Annotated in this window: 18 protein-coding genes and 1 pseudogene; 12 read left to right on the top strand and 7 right to left on the bottom strand. The window is 71.5% G+C overall.

Annotated features, from left to right (window positions below; genetic code table 11):
- The first annotated feature begins 12 nt into the window (after positions 1–12).
- The 4 genes from P4R38_RS00385 (at position 13) to P4R38_RS00370 (ending at position 5793) form a co-directional block, all read left to right on the top strand.
- The gene (locus P4R38_RS00385) at positions 13–627 is read left to right on the top strand and encodes an HdeD family acid-resistance protein (protein WP_277190455.1); all 615 of its coding nucleotides are present in this window, start codon (positions 13–15) and stop codon (positions 625–627) included.
- A gap of 100 nt (positions 628–727) precedes the next feature.
- Positions 728–2425: a SulP family inorganic anion transporter gene (locus P4R38_RS00380; RefSeq protein WP_277190454.1), complete on the top strand. Its 1698-nt coding sequence runs from the start codon at positions 728–730 to the stop codon at positions 2423–2425.
- 61 nt (positions 2426–2486) lie between these two features.
- Positions 2487–4832, top strand: a complete 2346-nt coding sequence (locus P4R38_RS00375) for an arylsulfatase (RefSeq protein ID WP_277190453.1) — start codon at positions 2487–2489, stop codon at positions 4830–4832.
- A 73-nt stretch (positions 4833–4905) separates the two neighbouring features.
- Positions 4906–5793 (top strand): formylglycine-generating enzyme family protein, encoded by an 888-nt coding sequence (locus tag P4R38_RS00370; protein ID WP_277190452.1) that lies wholly within the window; start codon positions 4906–4908, stop codon positions 5791–5793.
- Positions 5794–5814: 21 nt separating this feature from the next.
- On the opposite strand, the gene P4R38_RS00365 is transcribed toward P4R38_RS00370, so the two are convergent.
- Complete coding sequence (locus tag P4R38_RS00365) at positions 5815–7545, bottom strand: SulP family inorganic anion transporter (RefSeq protein ID WP_277190451.1); 1731 nt, start codon at positions 7543–7545, stop codon at positions 5815–5817.
- 86 nt (positions 7546–7631) lie between these two features.
- Here P4R38_RS00365 and P4R38_RS00360 point away from each other — a divergent pair, with 86 nt between their 5' ends.
- The 3 genes from P4R38_RS00360 to P4R38_RS00350 are packed head-to-tail and all read left to right on the top strand — an operon-like array spanning position 7632 to position 10057.
- The gene (locus P4R38_RS00360) at positions 7632–8336 is read left to right on the top strand and encodes a GAP family protein (RefSeq protein WP_277190450.1); all 705 of its coding nucleotides are present in this window, start codon (positions 7632–7634) and stop codon (positions 8334–8336) included.
- Positions 8337–8393: 57 nt separating this feature from the next.
- Positions 8394–9485, top strand: a complete 1092-nt coding sequence (locus P4R38_RS00355; RefSeq protein WP_277190449.1) for an AI-2E family transporter — start codon at positions 8394–8396, stop codon at positions 9483–9485.
- Positions 9482–10057 (top strand): TM7S3/TM198-like domain-containing protein, encoded by a 576-nt coding sequence (locus P4R38_RS00350; RefSeq protein WP_277190448.1) that lies wholly within the window; start codon positions 9482–9484, stop codon positions 10055–10057. The genes P4R38_RS00355 and P4R38_RS00350 overlap by 4 nt, the downstream gene beginning before the upstream one ends.
- A gap of 212 nt (positions 10058–10269) precedes the next feature.
- Here the strand turns inward: P4R38_RS00350 and P4R38_RS00345 are convergent, their stop codons facing one another.
- The gene (locus tag P4R38_RS00345) at positions 10270–10872 is read right to left on the bottom strand and encodes a DUF4334 domain-containing protein (RefSeq protein ID WP_277190447.1); all 603 of its coding nucleotides are present in this window, start codon (positions 10870–10872) and stop codon (positions 10270–10272) included.
- Positions 10839–12359, bottom strand: coding sequence for a flavin-containing monooxygenase (locus P4R38_RS00340; RefSeq protein WP_277190446.1), 1521 nt, complete (start codon positions 12357–12359; stop codon positions 10839–10841). Before P4R38_RS00340 ends, P4R38_RS00345 begins: the two co-directional genes overlap by 34 nt.
- A 237-nt stretch (positions 12360–12596) precedes the next feature.
- On the opposite strand from P4R38_RS00340, the gene P4R38_RS00335 reads away from it, so the two are divergent.
- The 3 genes and pseudogenes from P4R38_RS00335 to P4R38_RS00325 form a co-directional block, all read left to right on the top strand.
- Positions 12597–13145 (top strand): hypothetical protein, encoded by a 549-nt coding sequence (locus P4R38_RS00335; protein WP_277190444.1) that lies wholly within the window; start codon positions 12597–12599, stop codon positions 13143–13145.
- Positions 13146–13229: 84 nt separating this feature from the next.
- Positions 13230–14126 carry a GNAT family N-acetyltransferase gene (locus P4R38_RS00330; RefSeq protein ID WP_277190442.1) on the top strand — a complete coding sequence of 299 codons (897 nt, stop codon included), beginning with the start codon at positions 13230–13232 and terminating at the stop codon, positions 14124–14126.
- A gap of 47 nt (positions 14127–14173) precedes the next feature.
- Positions 14174–14518 (top strand): annotated as a pseudogene (locus P4R38_RS00325) (AAA family ATPase); the annotation flags it as partial.
- On the opposite strand, the gene P4R38_RS00320 reads toward P4R38_RS00325, so the two are convergent.
- Positions 14479–15603, bottom strand: a complete 1125-nt coding sequence (locus P4R38_RS00320; protein WP_277190473.1) for a glycosyltransferase 87 family protein — start codon at positions 15601–15603, stop codon at positions 14479–14481. The pseudogene P4R38_RS00325 and the gene P4R38_RS00320 sit on opposite strands and share 40 nt — an antisense overlap.
- A gap of 599 nt (positions 15604–16202) precedes the next feature.
- On the opposite strand from P4R38_RS00320, the gene P4R38_RS00315 reads away from it, so the two are divergent.
- Both P4R38_RS00315 and P4R38_RS00310 read left to right on the top strand, forming a co-directional pair.
- On the top strand, positions 16203–17339 hold the full coding sequence (locus tag P4R38_RS00315) for a molybdopterin-dependent oxidoreductase (protein ID WP_277190472.1): 1137 nt from the start codon (positions 16203–16205) through the stop codon (positions 17337–17339).
- Positions 17336–17755, top strand: coding sequence for a hypothetical protein (locus tag P4R38_RS00310; RefSeq protein WP_277190441.1), 420 nt, complete (start codon positions 17336–17338; stop codon positions 17753–17755). Before P4R38_RS00315 ends, P4R38_RS00310 begins: the two co-directional genes overlap by 4 nt.
- On the opposite strand, the gene P4R38_RS00305 is transcribed toward P4R38_RS00310, so the two are convergent.
- The 3 genes from P4R38_RS00305 to P4R38_RS00295 are packed head-to-tail and all read right to left on the bottom strand — an operon-like array spanning position 17739 to position 19631.
- Positions 17739–18368: a class I SAM-dependent methyltransferase gene (locus P4R38_RS00305; protein ID WP_277190439.1), complete on the bottom strand. Its 630-nt coding sequence runs from the start codon at positions 18366–18368 to the stop codon at positions 17739–17741. The genes P4R38_RS00310 and P4R38_RS00305 overlap by 17 nt on opposite strands.
- Positions 18365–18991, bottom strand: coding sequence for a TIGR04282 family arsenosugar biosynthesis glycosyltransferase (locus P4R38_RS00300; RefSeq protein WP_277190437.1), 627 nt, complete (start codon positions 18989–18991; stop codon positions 18365–18367). Before P4R38_RS00300 ends, P4R38_RS00305 begins: the two co-directional genes overlap by 4 nt.
- Positions 18984–19631: a glycosyltransferase family 2 protein gene (locus P4R38_RS00295; RefSeq protein WP_277190435.1), complete on the bottom strand. Its 648-nt coding sequence runs from the start codon at positions 19629–19631 to the stop codon at positions 18984–18986. Before P4R38_RS00295 ends, P4R38_RS00300 begins: the two co-directional genes overlap by 8 nt.
- Positions 19632–19701 lie beyond the last annotated feature (70 nt).

Raw genomic sequence — 19701 nt, 5'->3', positions numbered from 1 at the left:
CCGGGAGTCCAGATGAGCGCACAGCAATCGAGGTTCGCCGACTCGCCACTGCCGCCCGGTGTGAGCCGGGTCGCCGACCACTGGGCGATAGTGCTGGCGTACGGCGTGGGGACCCTGCTGGTCGGACTGATCCTGCTGGTGTGGCCGGACGAGACGCTGGTCGTGCTCGCGGTGCTGCTGGCCGTGCACCTGATCGTCACCGGAGCCTTCCGGATCGTGAACGCGATCGCCGTCGACCAGGCCGACGGCACGGTGCGAGCGCTGCTCGGGGTGACCGGCGGCCTGTCCCTCATCGTGGGTCTCCTGTGCCTGCGGTCACCGCTGCAGACCGTCGCGATCCTCGGGATGCTCGTCGGCGCCTGGTGGGTCGTCATGGGCGCGATCCACGTCATCGAGGCCGTCCTCGGGCGCCGGGATGCGCGAGCCCTGACCGTGTTCATGGGTCTGGTCAGCATCGCCGGGGGCGCGTACCTCCTGGTGAACCCGAAGCTGTCGCTGGACGCGCTGGTACTCGTGATCTCGATCTGGCTGCTCGTCTATGGAGCGCTGGTGATCGGAGCCGGCTGGCGGCTGCGAGCTGCTGCGCTCGAGAGGGACGACTCGAGCCGCTCGTTGCCCGCGACGTGACTTCCCGTCCCGTCCGGCGGCGGACACCGGGCCGACTCTCCCGGCCCCTTCCCCCGGACCGGGTGACCTCACGCGGCGCCGAGCGCGGTGGGATGCGCGTGTGTCCTGGTTGACGCCGACTCTGCGCGGCTACCACCGCGACTGGATCCGGTACGACCTGCTGGCCGGGGTCGCCGCCGGCACCGTCGTCCTGCCACAGGCGATGGCGTACGCCACGATCGCCGGCCTCCCGGTCCAGATCGGCCTCTACACCTGCATGGTGCCCGTGGTCGTCTACGCGCTGCTCGGCGGTTCACGCAGCGCCAGCGTCACCACGACCTCCACGATCGCGGTGCTGGTCGCGACCACCCTCGCGGGGGTGGACAGTGCGCCGGAGGACCTGACCCGAGACGCGTTCACCCTCACCTGCCTCGTGGGGCTGTGGCTGCTGGTGATGCGACTCTTCCGTCTCGGCTCGCTGGTGGAGAACATCAGTCCGGCGACGATGACCGGCATCAAGACCGGCGTCGGACTCACCGTCGCGGCCGGTCAGCTGCCGGCGCTGCTGGGCATGCGCGAGGAGGACACGTCGGGCTTCTTCAGCGCGGTGTGGTCGGTCCTGCGACGGCTCTCCGAGGGCGACGTGCGCACGATCGTCATCTCGGTGGCCTCCATCGCGATCCTGCTGGCACTACGGAGGCTGCTCCCCGCGGTACCCGGACCGCTGGTGGCGGTCGTGGGCGGCATCTCGGTCATCGCACTCACCGACGCCGAGCAGCACGGCGTCGAGCTGGTTCCGCGGGTGCCGAGCGGTCTTCCGACCCTGTCCGTGCCCGACCTCGGCCTGGTCGGAACGCTCATGCCCGGCGCTCTCGCCATCGCGGTGATGGCCTTCTTGGAGACGGTGCTGGTGGCCCGCAGCAACCGCCAGCGCGACGAACCCGCCATCGACAGCGACCAGGAGCTGCTCGCCGTCGGCTGCGCGTCGCTCGCCGGGGGTCTCGCTCAGTCGCTGCCACCTGCCGGAGGTTTCTCGCAGAGCGCCGTGAACCAGCGGGCCGGTGCGCGGTCGCAGGTGGCCGGTCTGACGACGGCCGCGCTAGCGGTGCTCGTCGCCCTGTTCCTCGGACCCGTGCTCAGTGACCTGCCCAGGGCCGTGCTCGCGGCCATGGTGATCGTCGCTGTCACCGGGCTGCTCTCGCCTGCCGAGTTCCGGACCTACTGGGCCGTCGACCGGGCCGAGTTCTGGGTGGCGGTCGTCACCGCGGTGCTGGGCCTGACCGCGGGTCTGCTGCTCGCCGTCGCGGTCGGCATCGGCCTCACCTTCCTGCTCGTCCTGCGGCACCTGAACCGTTCGCGGGTGCGGCCGCTGCACCGGCGCAGGGGTGGCGGCTGGACCATCAACCCGCCCGAACAGCCGGAACCGTCGGACCCCCACACGCTCCTCCTGCACCTGGACGGCGGTCTGTACACGGGCAACGCCCGAGCGACGTCCGACGACGTCCTGGACTTCGTGCTCCACACCCCCGAGGTTCGGACGGTCGTGGTCGAGGCGGCGGCGGTGCACGGCGTGACGATGCCCTTCCTCGACACCGTCCGCTCGCTGCAGGAGGACCTGAGCCGCCAAGGGGTCGATCTCATGATCACCTCGTTGCCCGAGCCCTCCCTGAAGGCAGCACGCGCGTGGCCGTGGTTCGCCGAGCAGGCCGACGCCGGCCTGGTGCAGCCCACCGTCGAGGACGCGCTCGCGGCCGCTCGCCGCCGCGCCGACGGCGACGACCGGCCGCGTACCGGCTCACCGTTCACCCGCGACGGGTGACCCCCGCGTACGCGGACGTCGGGACCCTGGGGACGACGGACCGCTGACGACGGAGGTAGCCATGCCAGGGGAGTTCCAAGGCAGGATCGAGCTCGACGTCCGTGACTCCCAAGGGGACTGGGACGCCTACCGGGCCCCGGCCGCACCCGAGGGCGCTCCGAACGTCCTGGTCGTGCTCTACGACGACACCGGCCAGGCGGCCTGGTCTCCGTACGGCGGCCGGATCAACATGCCGACGATGGACCGGCTCGCCGCCGGCGGTCTCACCTACAGCCAGTGGCACACAACGGCGCTGTGCTCGCCCACTCGGTCGACCTTCCTGACCGGCCGCAACCACCACGCCAACGGGTTCGCCACGATCTCGGAGTCCTCCACCGGCTTCCCCGGCTACAACTCCCACATCCCGCCGGAGAACGTGCCGATGGCGCACCTGCTGCGCGACGCCGGCTGGGCGACCTTCTGGGTCGGCAAGAACCACAACATCCCCATCGACGAGTGGACCGCCGGAGCCGCCAAGAAGGGGTGGCCGCTGGCACAGGGGTACGACCGGTTCTACGGCTTCGTCGGGGGCGAGACCAACAACTGGTACCCGAGCCTGGCCGAGGACAACCACTACATCGATCAGCCGTACCCGCCCGAAGAGGGGTACCACCTGTCCAAGGACCTCGCCGACCAGGCGCTGCGGATGATCCGCGACGTCAAGCAGACCGAGCCGGACAAGCCCTGGTACCTGTGGTTCTGCCCGGGCGCCAACCACGCCCCGCACCACGCGCCGCAGGAGTACATCGACAAGTACAAGGGCGCCTTCGACGACGGCTACGAGGCCTACCGCGAGTGGGTACTGGAGCGGATGATCGAGAAGGGCGTCCTTCCCGAGGGCACCGACCTCACCCCGATCAACCCGATGCCGGAGGGCACGTTCTCCGAGGGCGACCGCGTCCGCCCGTGGGCCGAGCTGAACGAGGCGGAGAGGGGGATGTTCTGCCGGATGGCGGAGGTGTACGCCGGCTTCTCCGAGTACACCGACGCCCAGGTGGGACGGATCGTGGACTACCTCGACGAGTCGGGCCAGCTGGACAACACGATCATCTTCTACTGCGCGGACAACGGCGCGTCCGGCGAGGGAAGTCCGAACGGCTCGGTCAACGAGGGCAAGGTGTTCGGCGGCTACCCGGACGACCTGGAGCAGAACTTGACCATGGTCGACCGTCTCGGCAGCCCGGACACCTACAACCACTACCCGACCGGATGGGCTGCTGCGTTCTCGACGCCGTACCGGATGTTCAAGCGGTACGTCTACCAGGGCGGGGTGTGCGACCCGCTGGTCATCCACTGGCCGGCCGGCATCGAGGCGAAGGGTGAGGTGCGCCACCAGTACCACCACTCGACCGACGTCGTCGCCACCATCCTCGATGTCTGTGGAGTCGACTTCCCCGACACGTACAACGGTGTGGAGCAGCGCCCGCTGGACGGGGTCACGATGCGTACGAGCTTCGACGCCGCGGACGCTCCGACCACCAAGGAGACGCAGTACTACGAGATGTTCGGCAACCGAGGGATCTGGCACCGCGGCTGGAAGGCGGTGACCGAGCACGGGCCGGTGAGCGGCTCCGGGCGGTACGACGAAGACACCTGGCAGCTGTTCCACACCGACCAGGACCGCTCCGAGGCGCACGACCTGGCCGCCGAGAACCCCGACAAGGTCGAGGAGCTCAAGAGCCTGTGGATGACCGAGGCGAGACGCAACCTGGTGCTCCCGCTCAACGACCTGGCCATCCTGACCAAACCCGAGGACTTCGACCTGTTCGTCAATCACATGGAGTTCCACCAGCCGGTGCCGCCGTCCGGGCAGTACACCTACTACCCGGACACATCGGAGGTCCCTGAGAGGTCGGCAGCCAACGTGCACGGGGTGTCTTACAAGGTCGCCGCCGAGGTTGATCTCACCCCGCAGAGTGAGGGCATCATCTTCGCGCACGGCTCGCGGTTTGCGGGACACGCACTGTTCATCAAGGAAGGGACGCTCTACTACGTCTACAACTTCCTGGGGATCCCACCGGAGACCAGGCTCTCGGCGCCGATCAGTCTGAGCGGCAAACACATCCTGGGGATGGACTTCACGAAGGACAAGGCCGGTCAGTACCGAGAGGCGATCGGACCGGCCACGCTGTACATCGACGACAAGCCGGTGGCCACAGAGCAGATCCGCACCGTGCTCGGTCACTTCTCGCTCTGCGGGGAAGGGCTGTGCATCGGTTACGACAGCGCCGACGCGGTCTCGAGTCTGTACGCCGGGTCGCGGTTCGAGTTCGCGCAGGGCAGGATCATCAAGGTCGTGTTCGACGTGGCCGACGATGCCTATGTCGACCTGCAGAGCCATCTGGCAGCCGCCATGGCCCGGGACTGAGCCGGTGCTGCACCAAGCGACCCCGAGTGGTCGCCGTCCGGGAGCGAGCACCGCGGCCGACACGCCGGACGGGATGGTGCTCGTACCCGGCGGCACGGGCCGAGTGGGCAGCGAGCGGTTCTACCCCGAGGAGCGGCCGGTCCGCGAGGTCGAGGTCGCCGACCTCTGGCTCGACCTGCACCCGGTCACCAACGCACAGTTCGCGCGGTTCGTCGAGGACACCGGCCACGTCACGGTGGCCGAGGTGACGCCCGACGCCGCCGACTTCCCCGGTGCCGACCCGGCCCTGCTCGTACCCGGGTCGCAGGTCTTCACCCCCACTCCCGGGCCGGTGCCGCTGACGGACTGGACCCGGTGGTGGCGCTGGCAACCGGACGCATCGTGGCGGGCGCCGCAGGGGCCGGGCTCCTCCTGGCAGGAGACGCCCGACCACCCGGTGGTGCACGTCGGCTGGGAGGACGCATCCGCGTACGCGGCGTGGGCCGGCAAGGAGCTCGTCGGTGAGGCGCTGTGGGAGTACGCCGCCCGCGGTGGCCTCCCGGACGCCGAGTTCGCCTGGGGCGATGGGCAACCCGAGCAGCTCCCGGCGAACACGTGGCAGGGCCGCTTCCCCTGGCAGGACGACGATCCCCGCGGCCACCGGCGTACGTCTCCCGTGGGCAGCTATCCGGCCAACGGGTTCGGGCTGCTCGACATGATCGGCAACGTCTGGGAGTGGACCCGCACCGACTGGACGCCCTCCCACGCCGAGGCACCCGCCGACGACGCACCGGAGGCGGCCCACGCCTGCTGCGGAGGATCGGTGCGGGAGGTCCGCGAGACCGACCGCAAGGTGACCAAAGGCGGTTCGCACCTGTGCTCTCCGGAGTACTGCCTGCGCTACCGACCCGCGGCCCGGCAGGGTCATGGCGTCCGGGACACGACGTCCCACCTCGGGTTCCGCTGCGCGCGACCCGCCTGAGCGGCATCGGTCTCGCGACCGTCAGCCGTCCGCGTCGTCGGGGTCAGCGGGTCGGTCGGGCAGGTGCGCGACGGCGGCGGCGATATCCGGGTACAGGGCGGGCTCCTTGTCGGGCTCGGCGCGCCGCAGGACGTCCCTCACCTGCCCGACGTCCTCCGCCAGGCGCAGCTCGACGCCGCTCCTGGCCAGGTCCGTCCGCAGCTGCACCAGCATGCCGGCGGCCGTCACGTCCACCGACGGTGTCGCTCGTCCGTCGAGGACGACGAGTCGCAGGTCCTCGGCGTCGGCGGCGAGCCGGCGGACCCGGCTGCGGACGAACTCGGCGTTGGCGAACATCAGCGGACCCTCCACGCGGACCACGAGCACACCGGGAAGCGGCGGATGGCCGGGGTTGCGCTCGACGTCGACCCACACCCGCTGCGGGCCGCTCCCCACCGGCGTGAGGGTGGCGACGTACGGCCGGGACGTGCGGGCGATGAGCAGCACCAACGAGATCGCGACGCCGATCGCCAGGCCCGGGAGGGTGTCGAAGACGAGCACGCCCGCCAGCGCCGCCGCAGCGGCGACGAAGTCGGACCTGCTCGTCAGCCGGTTGATCGAGGCGACAGCGCTGGTACGCGCCCGGTAGAGCCGCCGCAGCGAGGCCACGTCGACCAGCTCGACCACGGCCGCGATGACGATCGCGGCGAGCGTGGTCTCGGGCAGCTTCTCGAACAGGCCGGTGAGGAACAGCAGGGTCACCACCGTGAGCACGGCCACCGAGAGATTGGACAGCTGGGTGCGTGCGCCGGCGCCACCGTTGACCGCCGTCTTCGACAGGCTGCCGTTGACCACCATGCCGCTGGTCAGTCCGGCGCCGACGTTCGCGGCTCCCAGACCCAGCAGCTCCTCGTTGGCGTCGATGTCGTACCCCGCCCGCTCCGCGTACGTCTTCGCCGCCCCGAGGCCCTCGGCGAAGCCGACCAGCATCACGCCGGTGGCGCCGCCCAGCAGCGAGACGGCCTGGTCGTAGGACACGTCCGGCAGACCGACCGACGGCAGGCCGGAGCGGATGGTGCCCACCACGTCGAGGCCGTGGTCGTCGAGCCCGAGCACGGCCACGGCGGCGATGCCGGCCAGCGCGACCACAAGCGACCCCGGAACCAGCGGGAGGAAGCGGCGCAGGAGGAGCAGTGCGGCGAGGCTGCCCGCGCCGATCGCGACGGTGAGCAGATGGGCTTCGCCGAGGTGGGTGAGCACGTGCCAGGCCTTCTCGAAGAAGTTGCCCGATCCCTTGCTCGTCCCGAGCAGGGCGGGCACCTGGCCGATCATGATCGTCAGCGCCAGCCCGATGATGAACCCCTTCAGCACCGGTTCGGAGATGAACGCGGACAGGAACCCCAGGCGCAGCAGACCCGCCACCAGCGCCACCAGGCCGACGGCGAGGGCCAGCCCGGCGGTCAGGGCGGCCGTCGTCGCCGCGTTGGCACCAGGCCCGGCGACGGTGCCGACCACCCCGATGGACAGCGCGGCCGTCGCCGACATCGGCGCCACCACGAGGTGCCGGCTCGAGCCGAGCACGGCGTAGAGCACCAGGGCGGGCACAGCGGCGTACAGGCCGACCACCGGCGAGACCCCCGCGATGGTCGCGTAGGCCAGCGACTCCGGTACGAGGACCGCCCAGACCGTGAGGCCCGCCAGCAGGTCGGCTCGCAGCGACCCCGCCGGGCCGCCGGGTAGTCCGGCGAACGACGGCGCGACGGCTCTGGGCACGTTGCGACGCTACGAACGCCGTGCCGCCGCCCAATCCCCCGGAACAGGTGATCCCGGCGGCCGCAGGAATCGCGAGGGTGACCGTCGTGGGAGAGCTCTTCGGGCAGCTGCTGCCAGAGATGGTGGGCCTCATGATCACGCCCGCCGCCGTGGTGGGCTGCCTGGTGCTGCTCGGCTCCTCGCACCCGTGGCGCAACGCGGCGACCTTCGGCGGGATGTTCCTGCTGACCTACACCGTGCTGGCCGCGATCGCGTGGGGGATCGGCAGCGCCGCGGACCCGTCGACGAAGGACAACGGCACCGTCCGGGGCTGGGTCAGCATCGTCCTCGGGGCACTGTTCCTCGTCGGGGGGATCCTGTCCTGGGTACGGATGCGGCGTGCCTCCCGTACGGCGTCAGCAGCGAGCGGTGCCGGCAGCTCCGGCGGTGAGCCGGCGAAACCGGCATGGTTGGCGCGACTTTCCGACCCCTCGCTCCGGCTGGTGGCCACGGCAGGCCTGCTCCTGAGCCTGCTCAACCCGAACATCGCGATCCTCGCCTCCGGCATGGGCATCGTGCTCACCGCCGACGTCGGGACGGGCGCGCAGCTCTTCGGGGTGCTCCTCCTGCTGATCTCCAGCATCCTCGACTTCGTGGTGCCCATGATCGGGTTCGCGATCAGCGGCGCCGAGGGACGCAAAGCGCTGCGAGCGGCGACCACCTGGCTGGTCGCGCACAACGACCAGATCGGAGTCGGCGTCCTTCTGGCGTTCGGCGTGCTCTTCGTGGGCCGCGGCCTCGGGAACATCTGACCGGGTTCGCCTGCCATGGAGGAGGACTCAGGAGCCACCCGCCTCGACCGTGGGGGCGTGAGCCCGGATCCGGCGCGCCCGGCACTGCCTCGCGGCGCCCTAGTCCTGCTGACGGCGGCTGCCGCGGTCGTCGTGGCCGCCGGAGTGCACGCGGCCCGGAGCATCCTCGGGCCGGCGTTCCTGGCTCTGGTGCTGACCATCGTGACCCACCCGTTGCGCACCCGGCTGATCCGTCGCTGGCCCGGCTGGACGGCGTCCGTCGTGTCGTTGGTGGTCGTCCTGGTCGTCGTGCTCGGGTTCGCGTTGTCGATCGTCGTCGCGGTCTCTCGGCTGGGCTCGTTGCTGCAGGAGTACGAGTCCGACTTCAACTCCGCCGTCACCCACGCCGCTGACCGTCTGCGCGACGCCGGCGCCGGCGACGCCCAGGTCCAGAAGGTGTCCTCGTCGTTCGACCTCAGCCACCTCGGCGGCTTCATCGGGTCGCTCCTGACGGGCGTGGCCGGTACGGCATCACGACTGGCGTTCGCCCTCGCGCTGTGCCTGTTCATGACGCTGGACAGCGGGCCCTTCTCGGAGCAGCTGAGGACGGTCGCACGCATCCGCCCCCAGCTCGCCCGCGCTCTCACCGGGTTCGCGCACGGCACTCGGCACTACCTGATGGTGTCCACGGTCTTCGGGCTCGTGGTCGCGGTGCTCGACACCGTGGCCCTCCAGCTCCTGGACGTCCCGGCGCCGCTGCTCTGGGGCCTGCTGGCGTTCCTGACGAACTACATCCCGAACGTCGGTTTCGTCATCGGCCTCGTACCCCCGGCAGTCCTGGCTCTGCTGGACGGCGGTCTCGGGCGGATGCTCGCCGTGGTCGTCATCTACTGCGTCCTCAACCTGATCATCCAGTCAGGCATCCAGAACAAGGTGGTCGGCGACGCCGTCGGCCTCTCCCCCACCCTCACCTTCGTCTCTCTGGCGTTCTGGTCATGGCTCATCGGACCGGTCGGCGCGGTCCTGGCCGTACCCCTGTCGCTCCTCGTTCGGGCGCTGCTGGTCGATGCCGACCCAGAGTCGCGCTGGCTCGCCTCCCTCATCGCCAACCGCGCTGGGGCGGAGCCGCTCTCGTCATCTCCACACACTCGGACAGGAGACCCACCATGACCACCCTGACCGCCGCACTGCCGTTCCTGCTGGCCGGCCTCGTGCTGTGCTTCCTCGGGGCGCGGTCGATGAAGCTGGCCGTACCGCTCGCCGGCTTCGGCTGCGGCTGGCTGCTCAGTGAGACGTCCGACGCGTCGCTGACCACCGGGTTCATCGTGTCGCTCGCCGCAGCCCTGGCGGCCTACCTCATGGCGATGCTGCTGTCGCGCTTCCTGCTCCTGATCGCCGGAGGAATCGTCGGTGCGGTGATCGGAGCCAAGCTGTTCGTGGTCCTCGACGGCGACAGCTGGGCGCTGGCCGTGATCGCCGTCCCGTGCATCGCAGTGGTGGGCGCGTTGCTCGCCGAGTGGCAGCACCGGCGGTTCCTCGTCTGGAGCACGGCGCTCGCGGGTGCAGCGTTGGTGCTGTCGGGAATTGCCCGGCTGTGGCCCGACTCCGCGCACCATCTGAGACATCCCGACAGGACCGTCGGCGCTGTTGTCCTCGTGGTCGCCTGGGCGGCGCTCGCCTGGTGGGGACACGCCGTTCAGCTGCACGGAAGTCGTCGCGATGCGGTGTCGAGATCTGGTTGACCCGAGTCGGGGTCGACCGCTCGGCCGCTCGAGGGGACGGCCTCACGTCCGCGAACGAGTCCTCGCCCGGACGCCAGCAGAACCACCGCTGGTCGGCGGAGCCCTGGAGCGTGACGATCTCCACGCAGACCTCCTCGTACGTCGGGTGGATCGCGAGCTCTCCCGCCTCCAGCACCACGCCTGAAGCGACGCCCGTGCGAGTAGCCGGCCTTTCAGCGCGTGGTCGTTGTGCTGTCTCGTTCGAGGACGAAGAAGAAGGGCGCGGGGTGTGCCCGGTAGTCCATGAGTCCGAGCATCGTGTCGGCGTCGACGGCTCGGAAGACGTCGATGATGGGCAGGTCGTCGTAGACCATCGCGGCCGTCACCACGCCACGGTGCTCGATGTTGCGCAGGCGCGCCGAGTACCGACGCGTACGCAGGAGCGACGACAACCGGCGCACGGCCGGGCCCGCCCTGTCCACCGCGAACGCCGGGAGACGGCCGGCAAGGCCGAGCGGCATCCGTCGTGGATCCGCGGCGTAGAGCGAACCGTCGGCGCTGCGGAACAGCAGGGGGTGGACCTCGTCGACACCGTCGAACTGCTTGCCGTACCACCCGGAGGGACCCAGCAGGCCGTCGAGCGGATGACCGGTCGCGATCTCGCGGCCGTGCCAGCGACCCGTGAGCTCCTCCGCGCGCAGCGGGGGAAGGTCGTCGAACAGCTCCACCGCCTCATCGACCGTGGCCCGCTCTCCGAGCGACGCGAGCCGGTCGGTGAGCGTGATCGGCACCGGATCCCGGCTCACCGCCGGCTGCCCGTCGTGTCTCTGACCCATGACCCCACCTCCTCGTAGTCGGCCGCGTCGAAGCGGGCCTGTCGGTTGTACTGCACGCCCAGGAAGGGCCAGTTGGCCGTGATCCGGCCATCGGCCCGGCGGTACCAGGAGCTGCACCGGCTCCACACGCTGCCGCCGAGCTCGGCCTGGATGCGGTCGTCGTACGCAGCCTCGACCTCGGGTCGGACCGCCAGCGGGCGACCGACCGAGACCAGGTGCGCGACGTAGTCGCCGAGGTACCTCGCCTGTGTCTCGAGGAAGTAGATGATCGAGCCGCCGCCGGTGTTGGTGTTGGGCCCGTACATCAGGAACAAGTTGGGGAACCGCGGCACCGTCATGCCGTAGTAGGCGTGCGGTCCGTCCCGCCACGCCTCGTGCAGGCCTCGCCCGGCGGGGCCGGTGATCGACATCGGCGCCAGGAACTCCTGGACCTTGAAGCCGGTCCCCCAGATGATCACGTCGGCCGGGTGCTCGACGCCGTCCGTGGTGAGGACGCCGCCGGGGGTGATGCGCTCGATCCCCTCGGTGACCAGGTCGACGTCGGGCTCGGCCAGCGCGGGCAGATAGCTGTCGGAGAAGAGGACCCGCTTGCAGCCGATCGGGTAGTCCGGCCAGACCTTCTCGAAGAGCCCGGGCTCGGCCTTGGTCTGCCGGCGCATGTGCCACCTGGAGGCCGCCCGAATCGCTGCGGCGAGCGGTTTGGCGTGGACCCACGCGACGCTGAGGCCCTCGACCAGGCCGTACCAGGTGGCGCGCTCGGCGAGCTCGGTCACCGGCAGCTTCTCGAAGAGCCGATGGTGCAGGGGACCGAACTGACGGTCGGGCCGCGGGAGGATGTACGGCGCGGAACGCTGGAAGACGGTGAGGTGCTCGGCGTGCTCCCGGACCTCGGGGACGAACTGGACCGCACTGGCGCCGGTCCCGACGACCGCGACCCGCTTGCCCGTCAGGTCGACGTCGTGGTCCCAGGTGGCGGAGTGGAACTCCTCCCCGGCGAAGGAGTCGCGACCCGCGATGTCCGGGTACGCCGGCCGCGACAGCTGCCCGACCGCGGAGACGAGCACGTCGACGACCATCGGTTCGCCGCTGCTGATCTCGACCGTCCACGTGCCGGTGGCGTCGTCGAAGGTGGCGCCGACGACCTCGGTGCCGAACCGGATATGCCTGCGCACGTCGTACTTGTCGGCGACACCGCGGATGTAGTCGAGGATCGCAGGCTGGCGCGAGAAGCGGTGCGGCCAGCGCGGATTCGGCTCGAAGGAGTAGGAGTAGAACGGAGACGGGACGTCGCAGGCCGCACCCGGGTAGGTGTTCTCGCGCCACACCCCGCCGACGTCCTCGGCCTTCTCGAGCACCACGATGTCCTCGAACCCCCGGCGCTTGAGCTCGATGACGGCGGCCAGACCGCCGAACCCGGCGCCGACGACGGCGATCCTCGGCGACACGATCGGAGGCCCTGCGCCGCGACCCTTGAAGGCGATGCCCACGGCGACCCTCCTTCGGAGACGGTGAGTCGTACGGTCGCACCCGCCCGGACGGCGGAACGACCATGTCGATCCAACCACCGCGAGGTGACGCTCCGCTCGTGAGCGAAGGAGGATCGGACGCGGGTCGCGCAGATGGCCCGGGTGCGCGGTGTCGCCGGCCGTCGGCCCTCGCCGGCGGTATCTGGGTATCGCTGCGGGACTCCTTGAGTGGGTACGCACTCCCCGAGAGGAACCCCCATGTCCCAAGCACCCGAGATCACCGACATCACCGAGCTTTTCGACCGACCGTCGCTGGAAGTCCCCGACGTGCTGCGTCGCCACGGCCTGCTGGAGAGCACGCAGGTGGAGGACCTACGCCCCGCCGACCTGCGCCCGTTCGAGGTCAACGCCGCACCGCTCGTGCGACTCGATCCACGCCACCCGCACATCGGCAACCACGGGATGTACGCCAGCTTCCCGTCCGGGCTGCACACGTTCTTCACGCCGCCGGAGCTGCTGATCTGGGGTACGGGCGACAACTACGCCTACCTGATCCTGTACTTCCAGAACCTGGTCGCCGGCAGCTACTCCGCCTCCATCGAGATGCAGGTGTGGGTCAACAGCAAGGTGTCGATCACGGCCACCGGCAGCGCGGGCGTCACCGTGTCGTCGGGCTCGACCAGCACGCCCGTCACCTTCTCCGTACCGGTGAAGCCCAACGCGAACGGTATGGCCGTCGTCTCGATGACCCCGGGTACGACCGACCAGGGCTTCAGCTGGTTCGGCACCAACCTCACCAAGATCTGAACCCCGGGACACGGCCGGCCGGATCCGTTCGGCGGCAACGGAAATCGAGGTGCGGCCGAGGGCGCCGTGCCGTTGGATCGGCGCATGGCCATTCATCTGGAGCACGCGACGACCGAGACGTTGGACGAGATCGTCGAGGCGATGGCGACCTGGCAGCAGGACGGTGTGCCGGTCCAGCTCCACCCGGGTGACCTCGGCTGGGCGTGGCGGTTCGGCAGCGCGGCGCTGGCCAAGGACGTCCGGGCCTGGCGCCGCGACGGGCAGGTCCTGGCCGCCGGCACGGTCGACGACGAGGACGGCCTGATCCGGATGGCCATCTCGCCGAGCGTGGACACCGACGCGGACTTCGCCGCCCGGCTGCTGAAGGACCTGTCGGACCCGGCCCAGGGCGTCCTGCCTGCGGACCGCGGGTCCGTCGAGGCCCGGTTCGGGACGGCGTTCCGGGAGCTGCTGCACACCAGCGGCTGGACGGCCGACGAGGCCTGGACGCCGCTGCGCCGCGACCTGGGCTCGCCGGTCGAGGACTGCGGTCTGCGGATCGAGACGCTCGACGCCGACCACGCCGACGAGCGAGTCGTCCAGGACCGCGTCGAGGTGCACCGGGCGTCGTGGCCGAGCTCGACCTTCACCGTGGAGCAGTGGCGCGTGATGGCGGCGTCCTCGGCGTACCGGCGGGCCCGCTGCCTGGTCGCGTACGACGGCGACGGCAACGGCGTCGCCACGACCACGGTCTGGTCGGCCGGGCCCGGGCGTCCCGGTCTGATCGAGCCGCTCGGCGCTCATCGCGACTTCCGCGGCCACGGCCACGGTCGGGCCATCACTCTCGCCGCGGCCGCCGCGCTGCAGGACATGGGGTCCTCCTCGGTCATCGTGTGCACGCCGAGCACCAACGTCGGCGGCGTGGCGGCGTACGTCTCGGCCGGCTTCGAACGGCTCCCGGACGTCACCGACTTCCGCCGCCCCGCGCACTCGCCCGGGTGACCCGATCGCTCGGCCGTGCCGACCCTGACCGGGTCCGAGGAGTGGTGATGAGGAAGCCGACGCTCCATCTGATGGTGGGTCTTCCCGCTGCCGGGAAGACGACGGCCGCCCAGCGGCTGGAGGTCGAGCACGCCGCTCTTCGGCTGACGAAGGACGAGTGGGTGAGGGCGCTCTTCGGCGACCTGAACCCCGCGTCCGCGTCCGACGTCATCGAAGGGCGGCTGATCGACATCGGGCTTCGGACTCTGGAGCTGGGCACCGATGTGGTGGTCGACTTCGGCCTCTGGAGCCGCGACGAGCGCTCGGCGCTACGGCAGGCAGCAGCCGACCGTGGCGCGCATACGCAGCTGCGCTACGTCGAGGTGTCGCGGACCGAGCAGCGGAGCCGACTCGATCGACGGCAGGCCGACGAGCCGCACTCGACCTGGCCGATCTCCGACGAGGAGCTGGCCGAGTGGTCCGTCCTCATGCAGGTCCCGACGCCGGGCGAGCTCGACGGGAGCGAACCGATCGACGATCCGCCGGCCGGGTCCAGGTCGTGGGACGAGTGGCGCGCCCACCGCTGGCCTCCGTCGGTCGCCGTGCTCTGACCGGTGGCCGCAGCCGAGCGTGCGCGACGTACGGAGGCGACGAGGACGAGGGCCACGGCCCCGCCGTAGCCGACCAGCCTCGTCACGTCCCAGCTCCACGGCAGCCCCGGCGCCAGGTAGGTCAGCGTCGGCGCGAGGCACAACCACAGCCACCGCAGCCGGCCGGTCGCCGCGACCAGGACCACCAGGAGCAGGGGGTACCAGGGGTAGTTCGGCGTGGTGAGCGCGAGGTACAGCCCGACGGCCGACACCGCGGTGAGGTCGGGACGGTCGGGGTCCGCGCGCCACCACAGCACCAGCAGCCCCACCGCGAGGAGCACCGGGGTGAGGACGGCTGCCGCCTGGTCGCCGAGAAGCAACCCGGTGACCAGGTAGCGCCCGCCACCGGCGTACTCCTCCTCGCGCAGGTAGCCGGGCAGGTACCCCAGGACCGCCGGCCCGACGGTCAGCACGTGGGGCAGGTAGCCGAGCACCAGCACGGTGAGGACGCCGGCGAGTATCCGCCACGGCCGACGGCCGGCCGTGGCGAGGAGCACGACCGGGAACAGCTTGGTCGCGACGGCGGCCCCGAACGCCAGCCCCGCCGCGTACGAGCGCCGCGCCTCCAGCGCGAGCAGCCCGCCGACGACAGCGAGCACCGCGAGCCAGTCGATGTGGGCGTTGTTGGTCGCCTCGACCGCGACCAGCGGTGAGAGCGCCCAGACGGCCACCCACCACTCGGGCAGTCCGCGGCGCCGCGCCCGCCACAGCAGCAGCACCGCGACGGCGAGGACGCCGGCAGCCGCGGTCACCTGCAACGGACGGTGGTCGTCCCGGTCGCCACCGAGCAGGCGCATCCCGACGAACGCGCCCTCGGCGACGGGCGGGTAGATGGTGTGGACGGTCACGCGGTTGAGGTGCGTACACAGCTCGTCGGTCCGGTGCGCCGGGCACGGCCGCTCACTCGGGAAGGTGAAGTCGGTGCGCAGGTCCGCCAGCGCCGGGTCGGCGGGCGCGTACCGGTACGGATCCGTGCCGCTGAGCTGCACGCGTGCGTCCCACACGTACCGGTAGTCGTCGTCGCTGCTGGACGGGCCCGCGGTGAGCGCCACAACTTGCAGGAGGGCGCATCCGCCGAGCAGCAGGACGGTGACGCCGCGGTGCGAGAAGGATGCGCCACGCAGGACCCGCAGCAGCGCCAGCAGGGCAGCGAACGCCGCGACTTGTGACCACACCTGCACCGCGTGGCGATCAGGAGAGTGCACGAAGACGCCGACCCCGGTCGCGACCACCACGACCAGCCCGGCCGAGAGCGCGAGTCGTGCTGGTCCCGCCGGCGTGTCGCCGACACGACTCGCGCTCTCGGCGGGAGAGGCGGGAGCTGCGGGGAGGGGCACCCGATCAGCATCCCGCTGCGCACGCGCCGGTTCGACCGGGTGACTGGGTGTTCCGCACTTCGTAAGGGTCCGATCGGGCCCGGCGGGGTGACGATGGCGACGTGCCCCTCATGCTGCCCCGCCCGCCCGAGGAGCCACCGTCCTGGTGGCCCTCGGCGGATCCCGGCCCGACCCGGGGTGGCGCGCTCACCGCCCGCCTCGGCGTCCTCGCCGGCAGCAGCCTGCTGGTCTGCTTCGTGACCGGGCTCATCAGCCACTACCTGGGCCACCCGTGGTCCTGGCTGCCGCCTCCCGCCCGTCCCGCCTGGCTGTACCGGCTCACCCAGGGCATCCACGTCATCACCGGCATCGCGACGATCCCGCTGGTCCTGGCGAAGCTGTGGTCGGTGCAGCACCGGCTGCGTCAGTGGCCGCCCGCGCGCTCCGTCGCCCACGCGGCCGAGCGGGCGTCGGTCGGCCTGCTGGTGGCGGCCGTGCTGCTGGAGCTGGTGACCGGCCTCCTCAACGTCCTGCAGTACTACCCCTGGCCGTGGGACTTCGTGGCGGTCCACTTCGCGACCGCCTGGCTGGTGATCGGGTCGGTCGCGCTGCACGTCGCCGTCCAGCTGCCGGCGATCCGGGACGGTCTCGCCACGCCCCTGTCGCGACGCGGGACGACCCGGGGGCTCAGCCGACGCGGCGTGCTCGGCTCGATCGGCCTCGGGGTCGGGACCGTCGTCGCCACCACCGTCGGTCAGGTCGTCGGTCCGCTCGCCCCGCTGGCGCTGCTGGCACCCCGCCGCCCCGACCGCGCACCCGACCAGGACCTGCCCGTGAACCGCACCGCCGCGGCCGCCGGTGTCGGTACGGCCGCCCGCGCGTCGACGTACCGGCTGGAGGTGCGCGGTCGGACGGAACGCTCCTTCACCGTGAGCGAGCTGGAGTCCCTTCCCTCCCAGCGCCGTTCGCTGCCGATCGCTTGTGTGGAGGGCTGGAGCAGGAACGCACACTGGCAGGGTCCGAGCCTGCTGGACCTGGTCGCCTCGGTCGGCGGTGGCGCGAGCAGTCAGGTGACCGTGACCTCCCTGGAGGACGGCCCGTACGCGGTGTCGTCCATCCGTGACGGGCAGCTGCGTGGTGCGCTGCTGGCCACCCACCTGAACGGGCAGCGCCTCAGCCTCGATCACGGCTACCCGGTCCGGCTGATCGCGCCGGGCCGGACCGGCGAGCAGCAGACGAAGTGGGTCACGCGGATCGAGGTGTCATGAGGACGACTCGAATCACCCTGGCAGCAATGGGGATCAGCGCTCTCGCGTACGGCGTGTGGCGGCTCCTCGACCACACCTCCGCCGCGCAGCTCGTGGCGTACGCCGGGTGGCTGGCCGCCGCGGTGCTGCTGCACGATCTCGTCCTCGCCCCTGGCATCGAGCTGGTCGGCCGGGTGGGTCGTGGGCGTCCGGCACTCCAGGGCGCGTTGGTGGTGGCCGGGCTGGTGCTCAGCGTCGGGGCGCTCGTGCTGTGGCGCTCGACCGCACGCCACGACCCGGCGCTCGCCCTGCTGCAGCAGGACTACGGACTCCACCTGCTCCTGCTGCTCGGTCTTGTGGCGGGTGTCGCCGCTCTCACCCGGCTCGCGCCCCGGCTGCGACGGGGGCAAACACCGCGGCTCAGCCGGCGCGCCTGAGGGCGACGAAGTCGCGCTCGTTGCAGGCCCATCTCTCCTGGGCCACGAGGCCGGACTGCTCGGCGACGCCGGCGATCACGTCGGCCGACGCGACGCCCCACCGGAACGCCGGACCACCTCCGGCGAACCGGGCAGTCAGGACCTCGTGCGTACCCGGGGTGCGCGAGCCCGACTCGACGACGAGCAGACCGCGCGGCCCGACGACCTGTCGCAGCCGGCCGAGCAGACCGCCGAGGTCACCGCCGATCCCGCTGTTGCCGTCCAGCACGAGGACGGTCCGCCAGCGTCCCTCCCCCGGCAGCCGCGCGAACACGTCACGGGGCAGTGCGAGCGCGCCGCGTCGTACGGCCAGCTCGACGGCGACCTGCGCGATGTCGACACCGAGCGCGGGAATGCCGCGCTCCGCCAGTGCGCGCACCATCCGCCCGGGGCCGCACCCCACGTCGAGCACCGGCCCGGTGCATCGGTCCAGCACGCTCCCGTCGGCCACGTCCGGCTCGGCGAGGTAGCGGTCGATGTCCAGCGGGACTACCCGTCCGTCGTCGGTGGTGAGGTCGAGCGTGGTGCGGTCGCGCAGCGCCCCCTCGTACGGTTCCAGCGCCCCGGCGATCATCGGGCCGTCACCTCGCGCCACCGCCGCGCGAACCGGGTGTGCGGCGCGAGCCGGGCGACCGCGTCCGCGTCCGCCGGGGTGTCCACGTCGCGCAGCTCGGGCAGGTCCGCGACGCGGAGCCCGGCGTCCCGCAGCCGCTGCCGCTGAACCTGTCCCGTGAGGGACGTCGACATGGGTACGCCCTCGACGACCTGCGGCGCGAGCGCTGGGTCGGCGAGCCCGAGGGCCCAGTACCCGCCGTCCGTCGCGCGGCCGAGGCAGGCGTCGTACGCACCCCAGTCGACCTCGAGCAGCGCGGGTCCGACCTGGGGGGTGTCCATCCCGACCAGCAGGGCGGGGCCGTCGCCCAGCTTGCCGAGCCCGGCAGCGATGCGGTGGTCGAGGCCGCCGTCGACCTGGGCGACCAGGTCCCAGCCGTCGGGGACCCACGGGCCCGCCGGCCCGGCCAGCAGCAGGACGCGGCGCCGGGCAGAGGCCCGGGTCAGCGCGTCGAGCGTGTCCAGCAGGGCCGCCTGCGCGACCGCCGCGGCGTCGACCGCGGACACCCGGGAGCTGAGCCGGGTCTTCACCCGCCCGGGCACCGGCGTCTTGGCGATGACGACGAGGGTCGGCAGGTCAGTCACGGGCCAGCACCACCGACATGTCCCGGACGGCGCGCACGGTCCCGAGGACGCTGCCGGTCACCTTGGACCGGCCCACCCGGGGGTGGTAGTCGACGTTGCGCTCGGCGACCCGCCAGCCGGCGCGCGCGGCTCGGACGAGCAGCTCCAGCGGGTACCCGCTGCGGCGATCGCTCACTCCCAGCGCGAGCAGCGCGTCCCGGCGGACGACCCGGGCCGGGCTGACGTCGTGGACCGGCAGCCCGAGCTGCCGCAGCCGGCGCGCGAGCACCGCGTTGGCCAGCCGGGCGTGCGGCGGCCACGCGTCACGGCTGACCGCGACCCGTCGTCCCAGAGCCATGTCCGCGCTGCCGTCGAGGACCGGTCGTGCCAGATCCGCGACGTCCGCCAGCCGCAGCGACCCGTCGCAGTCGCAGAAGGCGATCACCTCTGTCGTCGAAGCCAGCAGCCCGGCGTGACAGGCGGCGCCGTACCCGGGTTCGGCGCAGCGGACGACCTGGGCGCCGAGCCCGGCGGCGATCTCGGCGCTGCCGTCGGTGCTGCCGTTGTCGACCACGAGAGGGCGTAGGCCGGCGGGGACGTCCGCGAGCACCCGCGGCAGGGCGGGGGCCTCGTCCAGGCACGGCAGGATGACGTCGATCACCCCACCAGCCTCCGGCTCCGCGGCGCGGGCCGAAAGGGCTGACACCCTTACGAACTGCGGAACGGCCGAT

Source organism: Luteipulveratus flavus (genome assembly GCF_029439465.1).
Taxonomy (GTDB): domain Bacteria; phylum Actinomycetota; class Actinomycetes; order Actinomycetales; family Dermatophilaceae; genus Luteipulveratus; species Luteipulveratus flavus.
The sequence above is the reverse complement of the archived record's forward strand: the minus strand, read 5'-3'. Positions and strand labels throughout refer to the sequence as shown.

Bases quoted from the DNA above. Each gene is read 5' to 3' on its own strand.
- P4R38_RS00330 (WP_277190442.1), top strand. From the start codon at position 13,230: ATGGCCATTCATCTGGAGCACGCGACGACCGAGACGTTGGACGAGATC.
- P4R38_RS00345 (WP_277190447.1), bottom strand. From the start codon at position 10,872: ATGGGTCAGAGACACGACGGGCAGCCGGCGGTGAGCCGGGATCCGGTG.
- P4R38_RS00310 (WP_277190441.1), top strand. From the start codon at position 17,336: ATGAGGACGACTCGAATCACCCTGGCAGCAATGGGGATCAGCGCTCTC.
- P4R38_RS00375 (WP_277190453.1), top strand. From the start codon at position 2,487: ATGCCAGGGGAGTTCCAAGGCAGGATCGAGCTCGACGTCCGTGACTCC.
- P4R38_RS00385 (WP_277190455.1), top strand. From the start codon at position 13: ATGAGCGCACAGCAATCGAGGTTCGCCGACTCGCCACTGCCGCCCGGT.
- P4R38_RS00335 (WP_277190444.1), top strand. From the start codon at position 12,597: ATGTCCCAAGCACCCGAGATCACCGACATCACCGAGCTTTTCGACCGA.
- P4R38_RS00315 (WP_277190472.1), top strand. From the start codon at position 16,203: ATGCTGCCCCGCCCGCCCGAGGAGCCACCGTCCTGGTGGCCCTCGGCG.
- P4R38_RS00305 (WP_277190439.1), bottom strand. From the start codon at position 18,368: ATGATCGCCGGGGCGCTGGAACCGTACGAGGGGGCGCTGCGCGACCGC.
- P4R38_RS00370 (WP_277190452.1), top strand. From the start codon at position 4,906: ATGGTGCTCGTACCCGGCGGCACGGGCCGAGTGGGCAGCGAGCGGTTC.
- P4R38_RS00350 (WP_277190448.1), top strand. From the start codon at position 9,482: ATGACCACCCTGACCGCCGCACTGCCGTTCCTGCTGGCCGGCCTCGTG.